The organism is Streptosporangium becharense (assembly GCF_014204985.1).
GTDB lineage: Bacteria > Actinomycetota > Actinomycetes > Streptosporangiales > Streptosporangiaceae > Streptosporangium > Streptosporangium becharense.
Genome location: NZ_JACHMP010000001.1, coordinates 3,826,451 through 3,843,143, shown reverse-complemented (window position 1 = coordinate 3,843,143; position 16,693 = coordinate 3,826,451). Strand labels below are relative to the sequence as shown.

Here is a 16,693-nt window from a genome sequence, read left to right as displayed (position 1 = left end):
TGGGGCTGATCGTCGGGCCATTAGCGGGCCATTAAGGGCGGTCAACAGGGGTCAGTCACGGTCCCTCGCGGGGAGCCCGCTGCCCAGCTCAGGCCCCGTACAGCCCAAGATCAGACCGATTTGCAAGCAGGATGTCAGGAGTTCGAATCTCCTAGGCTCCACCGCCCTCACGACATAGAAAAGCCCAGGTCAGGCATGGTCGCCTCACCTGGGCTTCGATCTTTATTCGGCCTCGTCCGGCTTCCGTGCCCGTTGCGTGCCCGATCGCCTCCCGAGTGCCCCACGGGCGAGGCCGTCGAGCTTCCTCGCCACCTCCCGCTGCCGCTCGTGGGTGGAGTGCTGATAGATCATCGCCGCCCGCGTACTGGAGTGGCCCATGCGCTCCATCAGTTCCCGGATCGACGCCCCGGCGTTCGCGGCGAGGGTGTTCCCGGTGTGCCGCAGGTCGTGAAAGTGGATCTTCGGGAGGTCGGCGTCCCTGAGTGCCTGAGCCCAGACGCGCCGGTTGAAGTTGGTGTTGCGCAGCGGTCCGTCATCCGGTCCCGCGAAGATCAGCCCCTTGTCCCCGTCCTGGGTGAAGTCCTTCACGTGCGCCCGCAGATCTTCGACGATCAGATCGGGGATCACCACCGTCCGCTTGCCCGCCGCGGACTTGGGTTCGGTGAAGACAAGCCCCTGACCGGTGATCTGCATCAACTGACGTTCCACCCGCACGGTCCCGGCGCCCAGGTCGACGTCCCGGCGCTGGAGGCCGGCCAGCTCACCCCAGCGCAGACCGCCGAACGTCGCCAGGAGCACCAGCGCCCGGTAGCGCGGCTCGATCGCGTCGGCGAGCCGGTAGACCTCGGCGACCGTGAGCACCGGCCGTTCCGGCGACCTCTCCTGACCGGCACCCTTGATCCGGCACGGGTTCCGCTTGATGAGCTGGTCATCCACGGCCGTGGTCAGGACCGCCTTCAACAACCGGTACGCCTTGGCCACGGTGACCTCACTGACCCCCGCGTCCAGAAGCTTCTTGCGCCACCGCCGGACCTGCGGATCCTTGATCTCGCTCAGCGCCTTCTCGCCGAAGGTGGAGACGAGGTGAGCGCGGAGCAGGTAGCCGTACAGTTCGACCGTGCGGGGCCGGAGGTTCGGCCGTTCCTCGATCCAGGCCCGCCCGTACTCACCAAGCGTGATCTTCCCGGCGTCCGGATCGATCCACTCGTCATCGAGGATCTCCGCCTCCTTCCTGGTCAGCCAGACCTCGGCGTCCGTCTTGGTGGCGAAGGTCTCCGGGGCCGGGCGGTCCACACCGTCCGGGCCGGTGTACCGGGCCTGCCACCGGCCGGAGGGCAGTTGCCGAACGCGACCGAAGCGCCTCTTGGCAGGCTTCCTCTTACGCGAGCGCCGAGGCCCTTCCTCGGACGCGGCAAGGGCGGCCTCGGCCATCACGCGGCCCTCCTACCTCGGTTGATGGTGATCGGTTCGACGAGTCCCGCTGCGATGAACGCCTCAAGTGCCGCTTCGGGGGTGCGGACGTTGCGCCCGATGCGAACGAAGGCGATCCGGCGTTCCTCGATCAGGCGGCGGGGGAAACGGGTCGTGGTGTTCAACCGCTCCGCGACTTCTTCGACGGTCAGCAGCCGACCGCGGGCAATCTCAGGAAGTAGCGGGGCGGGTTCTTTCCCGGTCATCTTGGTCATGCAGCCGCTCCCAGAGATGAAGTCGCCGAAGGATCCCGTCCGGTCGCTTTCTCCTGTAGGGCGAGGAGGGTCGCTCGCCAGCGTTGGCGGCCGCATGACCGGTGACCTCGATCCCTTGCTTCTCCGGCCCGAGAAGGCGGCCGAGTTGCTCGGCATTGGCCGAACAAAGGTCTATGCGCTCATGAGGTCGGGTGCTCTCCGTTCGGTTCGCGTCGGTGGTCTCCGCAGGATTCCCCGGACCGCGCTCGTCGAGTTCGTCACCCATTTGGAAGAGGAGAACGCGGCATGAGCACGAAAAGGCGCGGCCAGAACGAAGACTCCATCTACAAGGACGGCGACCGGTGGCGCGGGGCCATCTCCCTCGGGTACGGGCCCAACGGGGAACGCGTCCGCAAGAAGGTCTCCGGCAAGACGCGGGCCGAGGTCGTCGAGAAGATCCGGAAGCTCCGCGAGGGCATCACCAAAGGCTGCCGGTCCCCGACGACAAGATCACCGTGGGGGCGTTCCTCGACCGGTGGCTGTCCACGCTCCCCGGGCACGTCGCCGACTCGACCTTGGACGACTACGAAGACACGGTGCGGCTGCACCTCAAGCCGGGGCTCGGGCGGCACAAACTCACCGCGCTGACCGTGGCCCACGTCGACGCGCTCTGGCAGGCCAAGCGGGCGACGTACAAGCCCAACAGCGTCCGGATCATGCGGGCGGTGCTCCGCAAGGCGCTGGGGCAGGCCGAGCGTGAGGGCCTGGTGGCGCGCAACGTCGCGGCGCTGTCGATGCCTCCCCGGATCAACACCGACGAGGGCCGCACGCTCACCGTCGACCAGTCCCGGCAGCTCCTCGACGCGGTCGCCGAGCACCGGATGGGGGCGCTCGTCCTGCTCTCCCTGGTCTTCGGGCTTCGCCGCGGTGAGGCGCTCGGGCTGATGTGGAGCGCCTTCGATCCCGACGCCCGCACCCTGCGCGTGACGCATGCGGTGAAGCGGGTCAAGAACCGCGACGTCGACGCCGGCCGCAGGACCAAGCTCGTCATCTCCGAGCTGAAGACCCGCAAGTCACGCCGGACGCTGTGCCTGACGTCCGAGCTGGTCGACGCGCTTCGGCGGCACCGGGCCCTGCACAACGCCGAGCGTCTCCAGGCCGGACAGGAGTGGGCCGAGCACGGGCTGATCTTCCCCACGTCTTCCGGCAATCCGTCCGACCCCGACACCTTCTCGCACCTGTTCTCCAAGCTGGCGCAGAGGGCCGGCCTCGGCCACTGGCACCCGCACGAGCTCCGCCACTCCGGCGCCTCGCTCATGCTCGCCCAGGGCACGCCGCTGCACGTGGTCTCCGACGTCCTCGGGCACGCGAGCATCTCGATCACCAAGGACGTCTACGGGCACCTGATGGAGGGCGACAAGCGCGCCGCGACGGCGGCGATCTCGGGAGCTCTGCTGGGACGACAGAAGCCCGTGGCTCCCAGGATGGCTCCCAAAGGCGGGGAAGAGACCGGTTGAGTACCAAAAGCAAGAAGGCCCTGAACGGCGTATCGCCTGTTCAAGGGCCTTCTTACATCTGCGCGGCCGAGAGGACTCGAACCCCTAACCTTCTGATCCGTAGTCAGATGCTCTATCCATTGAGCTACGGCCGCTCGCTTGTCGCCCCTGGCCTGCTGGCTCGTGGCGACAGGTGAAACTCTACCAGTCGTACACGGGTGCTGAAGCCAATAACCGGCTCCCCTGGACGGCCCGTCGGGTAGCCGTGACCCATGACCTCGGAGAACCTGACCGGGGCCGAAACCAAGTGGTCCAGCTCACCCGGCACCCACCGTACCGGCCGGGCCCGTCCCGCCGCCACCGTCTCCGACGAGCACCCGCGACGCCCGCTGGAGGTGCTCACCGGCTCAGCCTTCACCGGCCCGGCGCCCGCCAACTCGCGTCCGGTGAACCGGTCCCTGCCGGTGAACCGCCCTGTGACGAACCGGTTCCGGTTCCGGCCGGAGGCGAACCGGCCTCCGCCGCAGACGGGCCTTCCGCCTGATTGGGATCCTTCTTCGGGAACAAGGTGTAGCTCAACGGCCAGAGCACCGCGATCATCGGGATCTTGAGCATGCCGTTCATGAACTCGACGAGCGCCGTCGTCCGCGAGGGGTCGTCGACCATGTGGATCAGGCCGAACAGCAGGGCACAGGTGATGCCGTACGCGACGACGATCCGGAGCCAGATGCCCCACTCGTACCGGGCCCTGGCCATGCCGCCGGCCGGGGGACGCCAGGGTTCGGGGCCCCCGGCGAAACGGTGGGCGAACCTGGCGTCGGCCCATTTCACCGTCCGATGGCCGAACATGATCGAGTAGCCGAGGTATGCGGCGGCCAGGCCGTGGTGCCAGTGGGCCTGCGCGCCACCGCGCATGTCGATGATCGAGGCGACGAGCAGGATGACGTCGAGCAGCGGGACCGCCAGGAGCAGGACACTGCTGAGCCGGCGCATGCCCCACAGGTAGCGTACGGCGAGCCCGAGCCCCAGCAGGATCCAGAAGCCGATCTCACAACCGATGATGACCGCCAGAATCATGGTTCCACGATCACCTGGTTCTGCGGCGCGGGCATCGTCGGTGCTGATGAACCGTCCTACATCCTTGTATGTACGGCGAACCCGTCCGGCGCCGGACCGGCGGCCCCTATCCGGGTGGTGAGATGAGAGGCATGAGACGGGACGACGCGTTGTGGGCCGCGGTGTCCCTGGCCGCGGGCCTCCTGCTGCTCGTGGTGGAGGCCTACCAACCCCGCGAACTGCCCGTCCAAGTGTCCGTCGGCCTGCTGTTCATCGGCCCGCTGGTGGTCGCGTGCGTGGGTGTCTCCGTGCGCCGGACCAGGCCGATGCTCTCGCTGTGGTGCGGGGTGGCGGCCTTCTGCGGTGACCTCGCCCTGGGTCCGTCGCTCGGCACCATGTTGATCGTCACGGACAACTTCTACGCGGCGGTCAGGTACGGTCCGCGCACACTGGGCAAGCGGATGCTGGGTGTCACCTCGGTCTTCGCGGTCGTCGTGGGGGTGGCCGCCGGGATTCTCCTCAGGCATGTGGGGCTCGCGGTGATCTTCCTGGTCCAGGCGGCCCTCATCGGGGTGACCCCGGTGTCCACCGGAATGATCATGAAGCAGTTGGAGGACCAGGCGGCGGCCGAACGTGCCAAGGCCGAGCAGGTGGCGCGGCTGGCGGAGCTGGACCGGGCGGCGGCGGTGCAGGCCGAGCGGAGCCGGATGGCCCGGGAACTGCACGACATGATCGCCAACCACTTCAGCGCGATCGCCATCCAGTCGACCGCCGTGCTCTCCCGCAAGGATCTGGACGCGCGATCCGTGCGGACGGTGCTGGAGTCCATCCGGGAGAACAGCGTCGCGGGCATGGGCGAGATGCGCGCCATGATCGGCCTGCTCCGGCAGGACGGCGAGGAGCCCGAGGCGATCCGGCGGCGGGTCGCCGAGGCCGGCGAGCTGGCCGAGCGGGCACGGGAGGCGGGTCTGGACGTACGGCTGCGCGTGGAGGGCGAGGCCCGGGAACTGCCCGCCCCGGTGGACCTCGCGGGTTACCGGATCGTCCAGGAGTCGCTGACCAACGCGCTCAAACACGGCGGCAAAGCCGCCGACATCGTGATCGGCTACCGTCCGGAGCTGGTCACATTGACCGTGGACAACCCGGTCGACGGTGCCCAGCGGGGGCTTCCCGGCGCGGGAACGGGGATCATCGGCATGCGGGAACGGGCCACGCTGGTCGGCGGTGTCCTGGACGCCGGACCCCACGACGACGGCTGGCGCGTCCGCGCCGAACTGCCCACCCGGGAGATCACATGACCATCCGAGTCCTCGTCGCCGACGACCACGCGGCGGTCCGCGCGGGGATCGTCCTCATCCTCGACGGTCACCACGACATCGAAGTGGTCGGCCAGGCCGCGGACGGGGACCAGGCCGTCGCGCTGGCCCTCGAGCTGCGACCCGACGTGGTGCTGATGGACATCAGGATGCCCAAGCTCGACGGGCTCTCCGCGACGCGCAGGCTGAGCGGGGTCGCGGACGTACTGATCCTGACCACGTTCGACATCGACGAGTACGTCTTCGGCGCACTGCGGGCCGGAGCCGCCGGTTTCCTGCTCAAGAACACCGAGGCCGACGCCCTGGCGGACGCGGTGCGCGTGGTGGCCCGGGGTGACGGCCTCATCGCGCCGGCGGTCACCCGGCGGCTGATCTCGGCTTTCGGCGCGGCGGTCCCGGAGCGCAGGCCCCGGGAGGTCGAGGGGCTGACCCAGCGCGAGCGTGAGGTGCTGGCCTGCATCGGGCGGGGGATGTCGAACGCGGAGATATCCGCCGAGCTGAACATGGCGGAGGCGACCACGAAGACCCATGTCAGCCGCCTGCTGAGCAAGCTGGGTCTCCGTAGCCGCGTCCAGGCCGCGATCCTGGCTCAGGAACTCTCGGGGGGATGCGACCGGCGAACCGGCGAATGACAGGGGACCCATCGGTGGCCGGTGAGCCCCTGAGGGAGGGCGAGCCCCGGCGGTGACCGGTGAGCCCCTGAGGGAGGGCGAGCCCTGGCGGTGGCCGGTGGACCGGCGAGTGGCGGGGGACCCACCAGTGACCGGCCGGGGTTACGGGTGCCCCGCCGGGATGTACAGGGAGAGGGTCTCCGCGACGCACGCGGGCTTGGTCTGGCCCTCGATCTCCACGGTCATGCGTATGTTCGCCAGGTAACCCGAGGAGGTCTCCTTGAGGTCGACGAGTTCGGCCCCGGCCCGGACCCGCGAGCCGACCAGGACGGGTGCGGGGAAGCGGACCTTGTCGAGCCCGTAGTTGATGCCCATGGCCAGCCCGCCGACCTTGAGGAGCTCCCCCATGAAGGAAGGGAGGAGTGACAGGCTCAAATAACCGTGGGCGACGGTTGTGCCGAACGGTCCTTGCTTCGCCTTCTCGACGTCCACGTGGATCCACTGGTGGTCACCGGTCGCGTGGGCGAACAAGTTGACCTGTTCCTGGGTGACCTCGCGCCAGTCGGTGGGGCCGAAACGCTCTCCGACGGCGGCCTTGAGCTCGGTGATATCAGCGAAAATCCTCATGATTGGAACTTTATTCGGCAGAGGGTGCGGCGAGAAGACATGTGATCAGGATTGTGCGCCTTCTCGCCTCCCGCACCTCCGGATCGAGCTCTCCGCGTCCGCGGCCGAGTTCCCCGCATGAACCCACTCCCATTCCGAACGACCTATTACCACTTTTCAGACAGCCTGTATCTTCTTTTCGCTGTACGGCCCGCAGCACAACACCGGACGTTCACACCGGTTACCTAGCCTGCCCGCCATGAGACGACGCACGACGATCACCATTGGCGCGGCCGTACTGGCGCTGGCGGTGTCCTCCGCACCGGCGATGGCCGACCCCGCCCCCGCCCCCGCCACCCTCGGCTCCGGATCCCCCGCCGCTTCCGGTTTCCACTCCGGTTCCGGGCGGGGCGACTTCGGACGTGCCGTGTTGACCGGGTTCGCCTCCCTGCCGGCGCTGACGTTCGTGCCGGGCAGCGAGCCGTCGGGCTCCCAGCTCGGCACGGCACCGGTCAACGGGGTGACGCCGCCGTTCACCGGGCAACCGGTGCAGGGCTTCAGCGGCATCGTGCGGCGGCATGACGGCACCTTCGACGTGCTGTCCGACAACGGTTACGGCGCCAAGAACAACAGCGCCGACTTCCTGCTGCGGGTGCACCGGATCAAGCCCGACTTCCGGCGCGGTGAGGTCGCGGTGCTGGACGGCTTCGACCTGAGCGACCCCGAAGGGCACGTGACCTGGCCGCTCACCCGCCCCGACCGGAAGCTGACCGGCGCCGACTTCGACGTGGAGTCGATCGTGCGGGCCTTCGACGGCACCTACTGGATCGGTGACGAGTTCGGCCCGTTCCTGCTGCACTTCTCCGCGTCGGGCGAGCTGCTGGAGGCGCCCGTCCCCCTGCCCGGGGTGAAGGCGCCGGAGAACCCGCTCCTCGACGGCGAGCAGCCGAACCTGGGCAGGAGCAAGGGGTTCGAGGGCATGGCGCGCTCGGTGGACGGCCGCACGCTGTACCCGCTGCTGGAGGGCACCGTGACGGGCGACCCCGCGGGGACGCTGCGGATCAACGAGTTCAACCTGCGCCGCGGGACCTACACCGGCAGGCGGTGGACGTACCGGCTGGAGAGCCCGGACAACGCGATCGGCGACATGATCGCTGTTGACCGGCACCGTTTCCTCGTCATCGAACGCGACAACCTCCAGGGTGACGCGGCGAAGACCAAGCATGTCTACCTGGTGGACATCCGCCACAAGGACCTGCGCAAGACCCTCGTCGCCGACCTGCTCGACCTGGCCAACCCCCGCCGCCTCGGCGGGTTCGGAGAGACCTTCCGCTTCCCGTTCCAGACGATCGAGGACATCGTGATCCTCGACGACCGGACGCTGGGCATCCTGGACGACAACAACTTCCCGTTCTCCTCGGGCCGTACTGCGGGCAAGCCCGACGACAACGAGTTCATCACGGTACGGCTGTCGCACCCGCTGCAGGCCGACCCCCGCGTCCACCGGTGACGTGGATCGCGACGGCATGACGCGCCCCGAGCCTCCTGCCGGCTGACCGGGGCCGCCCGCCCGGCCCGAGGGATCCCTCTGAGCTTGTCCCGGGGCCGGGCGGTTACCCGTACGGCGGGGACGGCGTCTGCCCGGTGAGCGCCAGAACACGACGTGTGGGCCCTCGACCACCGGCTGCCCGCGACCGCCGACTACCCACCCTCGGCCACCACCGGCTACCGGCTACCGGCTACCGGGGGAAATGACGACCAAAGACATCAAATTCTGCCTTTCTCTACAAAGTAAGCGATACCGAAAAATGCGGATATAACACTTAAAATATAAATACTCCCTAGGTGCTATTTGTTTGCCGTGCATCAACGGTTTCAATGCACTGCATCCGCGATAGGAGGGGTATCTCCCATCCGCTACCTCTTTTCAGGTAGTGAGAGATATCCGACACCTTCGAATCACAGTGAGATGGGGAGTAAAGTGCTTTCTCACAGAAGCAGCTGGGTACCGAGCCAAACCATCACAAGGCGTACGGGCGCCCTGGTCGTCGCAACCATGGTCAGCGTCCTCGCGATGTCGTCGAACCAGACACCGGCCGGTGCCGCCGTCCAGCGGAACAAAGCGCTCGGCTCGATCTCGCAGTCGCACGCCGTCGGCACGGTCACCGGCGAGTTGCTCTCCCGCGATCGCGACCGCGACAGGCCCGGTGCACGGCCTTCCCGCAGGTCCCAGCGGAACTTCTTCCGCTGGGGCAGTGCGCAGTGGGAGGCTCCCGCCCGACGTCACCACCGCGGAGACGGCCAGGAGCAGGAGCAGGAGCAGGAGCAGGGACGCGACCGCGGCTGGCGGTCCGACCACGTCGCGATGAACTCTCACGGCGCCTCCGGACGTCGCGGCCCCGGCAGACACCAGCGACTCGACAGATCCGCCAGGTCCGACAGGTCCGACAGATTCGACAGGTCCGGTAGACCAGACGGACCGCGCTGGGCCGGCGAACCCATCACGGTGGACAGGCCCGACGGATCTCAGCGCATCATCAGGGACCTCATCTTCTAGGCCGCCCGGCACCACGGCTTCCGGCGACCGGCCACACAGGGCACCCTGCGCGGGCGCCGCACCCGACGCGGATCGGGTGCGGCGCTCCCGCTCCGCACGCACGGTCCCGCCCTCCCTCGAAAACAGACCCCCGCGTCCCTCGCATACCCATGTGAAGGCGTGCGCCGAGACGGTCAAGGAACCCCTCCCGCCGTGTTGGAGCAATGTGGCGACACGGCAGACGAGGGACGACGCGCAGGAGGGGGTCAACGGGTACGTCGTGATCGGCGCTGCGAAGGGGTTGCCGCGCCGGAGCACAGTGGCTTCGCCAGAGGTGCCGCAGGCCTGTCAGAAGGTGTCGGCCGAGAACCGTAGACGCGCTGCCGGACGGCGGCGGCGTGCTCCATAACGTGGTCTACGGCTGCCGGCAGGAGGGACAGCCGGAGGCGCAGAAGTGCTCGGTCACAATCCGGCTCACGACCGTGGAAAAGTTCAGCGGCGGTCCACGGTGCCCAGCCCACCGTCGCGACGCTCCTCATCGAGGAGGGGGTAAGCACCCGGATCATCCAGTATGTGCTCGGCCACACGCGGGTCACCACGACCGAACGGCATGCCCGCGTGTCCATACCGCTTATGCGCGACGTCGGCGTCGATTCCGACTCGATCGTGGCTCTGGCTCACATTCCGTGATCGTCGAGAACGAGAGCTCCTGCCCGGACGAGCAGGGGAAGCACCTGGTTGCGAACCGCTGGGGCCAGGCGAGATTCATAGCTGTCACGCCCGTCGGTCCATCCGAGAGCGGCAAGCTCGGCGGCGGGCCGTGGGCGTCCGGCCAGTCTGACCGTGAAAACCGTCATGCGCATCGGCACCCCCTCAAGCACTGCCATGTCCTCGACCTGGCCGAGCAGGCCCATATCGCGCGGCGCGACGCCGAGCTCCTCGTTCAGCTCCCGGACCAGGGTCTCCTGCGGGTTCTCCCCTGTCTCCGGCTTGCCCCCGGGAAGGTAGAACACGTCCGGCGCCACCTTCTTGCTCACGACGAGCAGGCGTCCCTGATCGATAACAGCCGCCGCCACCACATTCAGCACACCGTCACTAAACACGCCTACCAGCATTCCAGATCAAACAAACCTGGTTACACCAGAGAGCACCCACGGGCCTTCAGCCCATCGACGGAGCCCTCAATCCCTTCGAGGCCAGTTCATGACGATCACGGAATATGAGCCAGAGCCAGTCTTCAGCCGGAACCGACAGTCGGCGAACGGTTCGTCTCGACGCTGCGGGGTGGTGCTCTTGAGAATCGTCCTTGCACCGGTGGAACGACCTTTCATGGTCGCCCCGCGGTGTGAGGATGGACGCACAGCCGTTCACGACCCCACGCTTGCAGAAGCCCGCGCCGACGGGTTCAGCCACAGGATCCCTCCAGAGGAGGTTGTACGAAATGGCCACCGAGACAGGCCGCTGTTACGGGTGCAGGCGCGTGTTCACCTTCGACCCGGCAGAGGTCACGACGTTCCTGGTCGACCCGGAAACCGGTCGCCCGCCGGGCATCACCGCCCTGGGGTCGCTGCGGCCCGCCACGCCGGATGCCGTGGCGAGATCGGTTGACGAGCCCGTGTGCCCGGACTGCGTGGAGAGGGCGGAGCGGTGGAGGGAGACCGGAAATCCGCTTCACCGTGGTTGGTGAACGGGTGAGGCTCCTCAACTGCCGATGACCGAGGCAGGTCCGGGTGCGACAGAGGTGAACCGGAAGTCCGGGCCGCGGACACCTCCCGAGCTCCTGCCGTGCCCTCGTTGTGTCAAAAGCCCTCAGAGATCAAAAAGGCCCTCTCCCCGTATCTCGGGAGAGGGCCTCTGACCTGCGGAGGCTCGGGGATTTGAACCCCGGATGGGCGGTAAACCCAAACCGCATTAGCAGTCTTCTAAAGCCATCCGTTGGCTGTTTACGGCTGTGTTGGCACCCGTTGGTTATGCAGCTCAACGGCCACATGAAGTGTTTGTAGCCGTTGACTGTCGTTGGCAGTCAACGGCGCCGTTGTGCTCACTTCGTGCTCACCGAATCAGCCCGACGCGCCACCTCCGAGAGGACTCTCATGCACCCCGGACCCCGCACCAAACGGGTCACCGAGCCTGCCGAACTGGCGGCCAACCTCGCCCGGTTCTTCCGCCGGATGGAGGACCACGCCGCCGACGACCCCGCGAACCTTGTCCTCATCGAGGAACTGGCCGAGGCGCTCCGTCAGACCAAGCTCCGCGCCATCGCCCGCGCGGCCTCGGCCGCCAGGGAGGGCGGCGACTACTCCATCAACCACATCGCCGGGATCCTCGGGATCAAGAAGCAGTCGCTCCACGAGCTGATGCGCAAGGGCGCCGCGCTCCTGGACGCCCAGCGCGCTCGGCTCGGCGTCGTCAACCTGCGCGAGCGGCGCCGGGCTCGCCTGGCTGAGGCCGGCGTTCCGGAGCGGCGTACGGCCGTCGGATGAACAGGTGAGCGCCCGCCTCACGAGGAGGCGGGCGCTCATATGTTCAGGTGCATATTCACAGAACGCCCTCTCCAAAATGGCCCCAGGGTGACAAAAATGTCCTATAGCGCAATACCAGTACAGGAGATATGTTCACCTTTCCCGGCATCGCGACCCGCGATCGCGGCGAGGGCACGGGCTGCCGCACGGCTGGACAGCTTCCCAGGCGGTTCCAGCCGTGCGGCGCCTACGACTCGTCGGCGGCAATGCGGCTCTGCCGTCAAGACGGACATACGGAACGCCTCTATAACCTCCCCAGCTCCAAGATCCTCAATGGTGACTGAGCACGACCACAAGACCCCGTCAGCGCTCCTATGGGTAGTTGCCGTACCCGCGCTACGAACGGCAGCGAACTGGCCTACCCTCCCATGTGTGGTTAAGACCGTGGTATTTGACATAGGCGAGACGCTGGTTCGTGATGACCGGTACTGGGGATCATGGGCGGATTGGCTTAACATTCCCCGCCACACCTTGTCTGCTCTGGTAGGGGCAGTGACAGCCCTAGGCATGGACAACGCAGAGGCGATACGCCTCCTCCGGCCGGACATCGACCCGCGTGCGCTGCGCCAAGCTCGCGAGGAGGCCGGCCAGGGCGAGTACCTCGATGAGACCGACCTGTACCCCGACGTCCGGACCGGGTTGCAAGCTCTTCGTGACACAGGTTTTCGCGTCTGCGTCGCCGGGAACCAGACCCGCAAAGCCGGTGATCTTCTGCGCGGACTGTCGATCCCTGCCGACGTGATCGTCACATCGGAGGAATGGGGCGTCGCGAAACCCGACCCAGAATTCTTCGGCAAAGTTCTACAGCTCGCGAAGACGCCTGCTCATGAAACAGTCTACGTAGGCGACCACCCCGCGAACGACATCCTGCCCGCAAAACTCTATGGTCTGCGCACCTGCATAATCCGGCGAGGCCCCTGGGGGCACCTATGGGGAAACGATGCAGCCACTCTCAGTTCAGTGGATTGGCGCATTGACAGCATCACGGAGCTACCTTCTCTCCTGTCAGAAAGTTAATTTGGAGGCGGCATGCCCCGTGAAGCTCTCAGGAACGGCCTCGGAGGTCGCATCGCCGCGATTCGCGGTACACGCCGCATGAAGCAGGACGACCTTGCCCAGGCGGCCAACGTCTCCCTCAGCATGCTCCGAAAGATCGAGCAGGGTACGCGTGTGCCCAGCGACCACGTCCTGGACGCCATTGCCGCTGCCCTGGGCGTCGACCCGTCCCGCCTCCTGGGGAACTCCGGCCGCCTCGACAGCCGCGTCCACGACGCGATCCCTGCACTGCGCGAGGTCATCGCCGCCTACGACGTCCCCGACGAGGGACCGGTGCGCCCTGTGCCCGCGCTTCGAGCATCCGTTGCCAGCGTGGTTCAAAAGCGCCTGAGCGCCCAGTACATACGGTTAGCGCAAACTCTGCCTGGCCTACTCGGCGAACTCATCCGCGGGGTTCACTCGACGGCCAACCCTGACGACATCGCGGCGTTACTCGTGGCCACCTACCGTGCAGCCGATGCGGTCGCCTACAAATATGGCTACCTGGATCTGTCAGCTCGATTGATCGAATTGATGCGCCAGACCTCGGCCACCACCGAGGATCCTCTTCTCAGCGCATCGACGGCGTATGTGCGAACCGAAGTATTCTTTGCCGCGCACGCATACCACGCAGGTCTACGCGCAATCGAAGCTGCGATCGACCGCCTACCGGAAAAAGCAGGGCGCTCGCGTCTGGGCGTCCTGGGGTCTCTGCATATGAGAGCAGCCGTCATCGCAGCACGAGCGGCCAACGCCGACGCCGCTATGTCCCATCTGAGCGAGGCTCGGCGACTCGGTGACTTAGTCCCTGAAGATATTTACTACGGGACCGCGTTCGGCCCATGCTCTGTCCGCGTCCATGAAGTATCCGTCGCCCTCGGTCTCGGAGACTGCCACCTCCAACTCGCCCTCGCCCTGGGTGAGAGCTGGTCACCGCCTCTTGAGATGCCAGCCGAACGCAGGTCTGGCTTCTTCATCGACCTAGCCAGGGCACAACTGTGGGCCGGTCTGAAAGACGCCGCTTTCGAGTCGCTGAAGACAGCTCGCCGAATCGCGCCACAGCACACACGAGAGCACCCGTGGGTCCGCGAAGACGCCGAGACCCTGCTGCGCTTGTACCGCGCCAACAGTGAAAGCCTGATCAGCTTCGCCGAATGGGCTGGCGTGGTCTGACGCCCCCTCTGGAGTGACACAGTCTGTGTCACTTCCCCGATGCTCCGCGAAGCACCATGGGACCGCCCGAACCATAGTAGCGTAGGCGAACGGTGACGATCCGCTTCGCTACGCAAAGGTCGGGATCCGCAGGCGCTGTCACGCCGTACGGATCCCTTGATCAGGAAGGTCCTCCTGACCCATGACGAACCTTAGCGCCCCGGTTCTCGACCGGACTATGGCGCTCGGAGACGGCTGCGGCTGCTTCGCCGACGCGTCACCGATGCCGATGGGCTGCGCCGTCTGCGGGCACGCCCCCTACGCGCACGGCTGCCCCGGCCAGCCCACCGATCACGACTACGTCCAGCCGGACGGCGCGCTGATGAACGCGCGCCTGGAGGCCCGGCACCGCGGCGGCCCACAGGTCCTCCCCCGCGTCGAGCCGCCCGCCGATGTCGCGCCGGTCGAGGTGATCCCGCTGGTGCCCGCGCAGCGCCGCCCCGAGCCGCCCGTCCAGCAGACCCCCGCGCCCGTTCCCGCCGCGGACCCGCCCGCCGTACCGCAGCAGGCCCCGCTTCCGGCCGCGCCCGCCGTACCGCCGCCGCTGCCCAGGCGGACGCCCCGGCCCTTCCTCCGGCCCGGGTCACGCCCCGCCGCCACCAGGCCGGCCCGGCGCGGCGACCGCCCGCGCCCCGCGCCCGGCCGCATTACGAGCGTCCGCAGCGCCGGGCAGGCGAAAGCCACTCCACCGACGCACCGCCCGCCCGTACCGGACGGCGCGCTCCAGGCACTTCTTCCCCACCACATAAGGCGGACCCGCCTGTCGCCGTACACGACAGAACGGGTCCTTGATCGGATGGAGGTCCGATCCATGGAAGATGCTAGGTCCACAACACCCGCCCCCGCGATCCCCACGATTCCCGGCTGGCGACTGATCATCAGCGACAAGGGCCGCTTCTGGGCCATCCGCCGCACGCGGTTCCCCCGGGGCGCGCTGCGCGCCGGAGCCGAGCCCACCGTGGACGCCGACACCTTCGACGAGGTACAGGCCGAGGTCACCCGGCAGGAAGAGATCGCCAAGCGGGTGGCCGAGACCACCCCGCAGGAAGAGACCGCTGAGCGGGTGGTCTCATGATCGGGCGCTCCCGCACACCCGGACGGCACCGCGCGGGCCTGGCCCCGGCCGCCGTGCACCGCCGTCTGTGGGACGGCCCGGCCCGCGCCGAGGCCGAGCGGCTGACCGCTGCATGGCCGGGCTGGGGCGTGCTCTACAGCCTGGGCAGCCGCCGCTTCTACGCCATCGCGGCCTGGCCGGTGCCCGAGCCGTTGATGGTCGAATCCGACACCCCCGAGGAGCTGGAGGAGCGGATGCGCGAGGCGGAGACCTCCTTCGCTTGGCCCGCGCTCCCCGTCCCTCCCCAGAGCAGGCACGGCGGCACCGCACTTTCCCAGGCGCACGCCGCCGTGCCGCAGGTAACGCACAACGCAGCGCGGCGCGGTGTCGGCGTTGTGCGGGACGCGGGCGGGCGGAGTCCTTACCCGGCCCGCCCGCGTCGTCCACGCCGGAGCGCACGATGACGACGCCCGACGTCCGTGCCGCGGGGGAGATCCACCTCGGCGCCGTCGTGACTGCCTCGCCGCGCAAGCCGTACGTCACCCCGTACGCCGAGGAGGTCGCCTCCCTGCCGCTCATCTTCGAGCGGCAGGGAGGCGTGCCCCGGCTGGCCTACACCGATGCCACCGTTCAGGACTGGATGTTCGGGATGTTGTGGGCCCGGTGCGGCATCGGGCGCGGCACGAAGGTGCTGTGGCCCATGATCCACACGCTGCGTCAGCGCAGGTGCATGCTCAAGCGGCTGTGCCGGGTCTGCGGCCGGAGCGCCAAAGACCCCGGCGAGCCCAATCGGACGTGGTGGATCATCCCTGCCGCCCCTGATGACTTGCCAGCCACCTGGCCCACGGCTGGCCCGCCCACGTGCAGGGCCCACATCGCCGAGGCGCTGGCCGCCTGCCCGCATCTGCGGAAGGGGTCGCCGGTCGTTTGCACGGTGGGCGACTACCGCCCGATCGGCGTGCTAGGCAACCTGTACGCCCAAGACGGCGACGGCCGGGTGGTCGAGACTCGGCACCAGATCAGTGTCGGCCTGGACGAGCCGCACCTGTTCGGCCGGACGCTGGCCACTCAGCTCATCGTCGAACTGCATGACCTACGGCCGGCCGACGTGCCGGTCCCATAAGCCGGCGCGGCGGCCCGGACGCCCCTATGCCGTGCCGCCGCGCCACCCCATCCCGTGAGCGGCTCTCATCCCCGGTGCCGCTCACGGGGCCAGACGCGACCGCACCCTTTCAGGCGGAGGGGCATGCGGTCGCCGCGGCGGTGCCCTCGTCAGGGGTGGCGAGGGCACCGCTCCTACCCCATTCGCTGAGCGGAGACACGGTGAACCTCAAACACGTTGGAAATGTGATCTTCATCGTCGGCACCCTGGCCCTCGCCGGCTGGGTGGTGACTTCACCGGACTCGGTGCCGACGCCTGTTCTCGCAGTGATGATCGCGCTGTGCGTGGCGGCCCTGGTCGCGACGTTCGTCCCCCTCCTGCGCAGGCGATCCCGGTAACCAGAGCACTTCTCCGAACTCGAACTCTGGCGGGCCTCACTCATCCCCGCCGGTCGGCCCACGCCCAACGTCACCGGCGAGGCCC

General features: G+C 67.8%; 18 protein-coding genes and 1 tRNA gene. 13 read left to right on the top strand and 6 right to left on the bottom strand.

Translation table 11 applies throughout. The features are described from left to right. Positions 1 to 222: 222 nt before the first annotated feature. Both F4562_RS16935 and F4562_RS16930 read right to left on the bottom strand, forming a co-directional pair. A complete protein-coding gene (locus tag F4562_RS16935) occupies positions 223 to 1,431 on the bottom strand; it encodes a site-specific integrase (RefSeq protein WP_184547457.1) in 1,209 nt (402 codons plus the stop codon). Next, positions 1,431 to 1,685, bottom strand: a complete 255-nt coding sequence (locus F4562_RS16930; protein WP_246473457.1) for an excisionase family DNA-binding protein — start codon at positions 1,683 to 1,685, stop codon at positions 1,431 to 1,433. The genes F4562_RS16935 and F4562_RS16930 overlap by 1 nt, the downstream gene beginning before the upstream one ends. Before the next feature lie 94 nt (positions 1,686 to 1,779). On the opposite strand from F4562_RS16930, the gene F4562_RS16925 reads away from it, so the two are divergent. Together F4562_RS16925 and F4562_RS16920 are read left to right on the top strand one after the other, a co-directional pair. After that, positions 1,780 to 1,974 (top strand): helix-turn-helix domain-containing protein, encoded by a 195-nt coding sequence (locus F4562_RS16925; RefSeq protein ID WP_184547459.1) that lies wholly within the window; start codon positions 1,780 to 1,782, stop codon positions 1,972 to 1,974. Between the two features lie 205 nt (positions 1,975 to 2,179). Next, positions 2,180 to 3,181, top strand: coding sequence for a tyrosine-type recombinase/integrase (locus F4562_RS16920; protein WP_184547461.1), 1,002 nt, complete (start codon positions 2,180 to 2,182; stop codon positions 3,179 to 3,181). A 61-nt stretch (positions 3,182 to 3,242) separates the two neighbouring features. Here the strand turns inward: F4562_RS16920 and F4562_RS16915 are convergent. Together F4562_RS16915 and F4562_RS16910 are read right to left on the bottom strand one after the other, a co-directional pair. Beyond that, positions 3,243 to 3,315, bottom strand: a tRNA-Arg gene (locus F4562_RS16915). Positions 3,316 to 3,574: 259 nt separating this feature from the next. Then, positions 3,575 to 4,237, bottom strand: a complete 663-nt coding sequence (locus tag F4562_RS16910; RefSeq protein WP_221207828.1) for a hypothetical protein — start codon at positions 4,235 to 4,237, stop codon at positions 3,575 to 3,577. Between the two features lie 131 nt (positions 4,238 to 4,368). On the opposite strand from F4562_RS16910, the gene F4562_RS16905 reads away from it, so the two are divergent. Then, the gene (locus F4562_RS16905) at positions 4,369 to 5,514 is read left to right on the top strand and encodes a sensor histidine kinase (protein WP_246473456.1); all 1,146 of its coding nucleotides are present in this window, start codon (positions 4,369 to 4,371) and stop codon (positions 5,512 to 5,514) included. Beyond that, the gene (locus tag F4562_RS16900; protein ID WP_184547465.1) at positions 5,511 to 6,164 is read left to right on the top strand and encodes a response regulator; all 654 of its coding nucleotides are present in this window, start codon (positions 5,511 to 5,513) and stop codon (positions 6,162 to 6,164) included. Before F4562_RS16905 ends, F4562_RS16900 begins: the two co-directional genes overlap by 4 nt. 141 nt (positions 6,165 to 6,305) lie before the next feature. Here the strand turns inward: F4562_RS16900 and F4562_RS16895 are convergent, their stop codons facing one another. Further along, positions 6,306 to 6,770: a MaoC family dehydratase gene (locus F4562_RS16895; protein ID WP_184547467.1), complete on the bottom strand. Its 465-nt coding sequence runs from the start codon at positions 6,768 to 6,770 to the stop codon at positions 6,306 to 6,308. 238 nt (positions 6,771 to 7,008) lie between these two features. Here F4562_RS16895 and F4562_RS16890 point away from each other — a divergent pair, with 238 nt between their 5' ends. Continuing rightward, complete coding sequence (locus F4562_RS16890; RefSeq protein WP_221207829.1) at positions 7,009 to 8,259, top strand: esterase-like activity of phytase family protein; 1,251 nt, start codon at positions 7,009 to 7,011, stop codon at positions 8,257 to 8,259. Between the two features lie 546 nt (positions 8,260 to 8,805). Continuing rightward, the gene (locus tag F4562_RS16885; RefSeq protein ID WP_184547469.1) at positions 8,806 to 9,306 is read left to right on the top strand and encodes a hypothetical protein; all 501 of its coding nucleotides are present in this window, start codon (positions 8,806 to 8,808) and stop codon (positions 9,304 to 9,306) included. A 656-nt stretch (positions 9,307 to 9,962) separates the two neighbouring features. Here F4562_RS16885 and F4562_RS16880 read toward each other — a convergent pair. Beyond that, positions 9,963 to 10,373, bottom strand: coding sequence for an NUDIX hydrolase (locus F4562_RS16880; RefSeq protein ID WP_221207830.1), 411 nt, complete (start codon positions 10,371 to 10,373; stop codon positions 9,963 to 9,965). Positions 10,374 to 11,378: 1,005 nt separating this feature from the next. Between F4562_RS16880 and F4562_RS16875 the strand changes: the two genes are divergently transcribed. From F4562_RS16875 to F4562_RS16845, 7 genes are all read left to right on the top strand, one after another. Further along, positions 11,379 to 11,768, top strand: a complete 390-nt coding sequence (locus tag F4562_RS16875; protein ID WP_184547473.1) for a hypothetical protein — start codon at positions 11,379 to 11,381, stop codon at positions 11,766 to 11,768. A gap of 411 nt (positions 11,769 to 12,179) precedes the next feature. Next, complete coding sequence (locus F4562_RS16870) at positions 12,180 to 12,824, top strand: HAD family hydrolase (RefSeq protein ID WP_311734264.1); 645 nt, start codon at positions 12,180 to 12,182, stop codon at positions 12,822 to 12,824. A gap of 12 nt (positions 12,825 to 12,836) precedes the next feature. Then, positions 12,837 to 14,015 (top strand): helix-turn-helix domain-containing protein, encoded by a 1,179-nt coding sequence (locus F4562_RS16865; protein WP_184547477.1) that lies wholly within the window; start codon positions 12,837 to 12,839, stop codon positions 14,013 to 14,015. A gap of 181 nt (positions 14,016 to 14,196) precedes the next feature. Further along, positions 14,197 to 15,129 (top strand): hypothetical protein, encoded by a 933-nt coding sequence (locus F4562_RS35015; protein ID WP_246473455.1) that lies wholly within the window; start codon positions 14,197 to 14,199, stop codon positions 15,127 to 15,129. Next, complete coding sequence (locus F4562_RS16855; RefSeq protein ID WP_184547479.1) at positions 15,126 to 15,572, top strand: hypothetical protein; 447 nt, start codon at positions 15,126 to 15,128, stop codon at positions 15,570 to 15,572. The genes F4562_RS35015 and F4562_RS16855 overlap by 4 nt, the downstream gene beginning before the upstream one ends. Continuing rightward, on the top strand, positions 15,569 to 16,231 hold the full coding sequence (locus F4562_RS16850; RefSeq protein WP_184547481.1) for a hypothetical protein: 663 nt from the start codon (positions 15,569 to 15,571) through the stop codon (positions 16,229 to 16,231). Before F4562_RS16855 ends, F4562_RS16850 begins: the two co-directional genes overlap by 4 nt. A 200-nt stretch (positions 16,232 to 16,431) precedes the next feature. Next, positions 16,432 to 16,608 carry a hypothetical protein gene (locus tag F4562_RS16845; protein WP_184547483.1) on the top strand — a complete coding sequence of 59 codons (177 nt, stop codon included), beginning with the start codon at positions 16,432 to 16,434 and terminating at the stop codon, positions 16,606 to 16,608. Positions 16,609 to 16,693 lie beyond the last annotated feature (85 nt).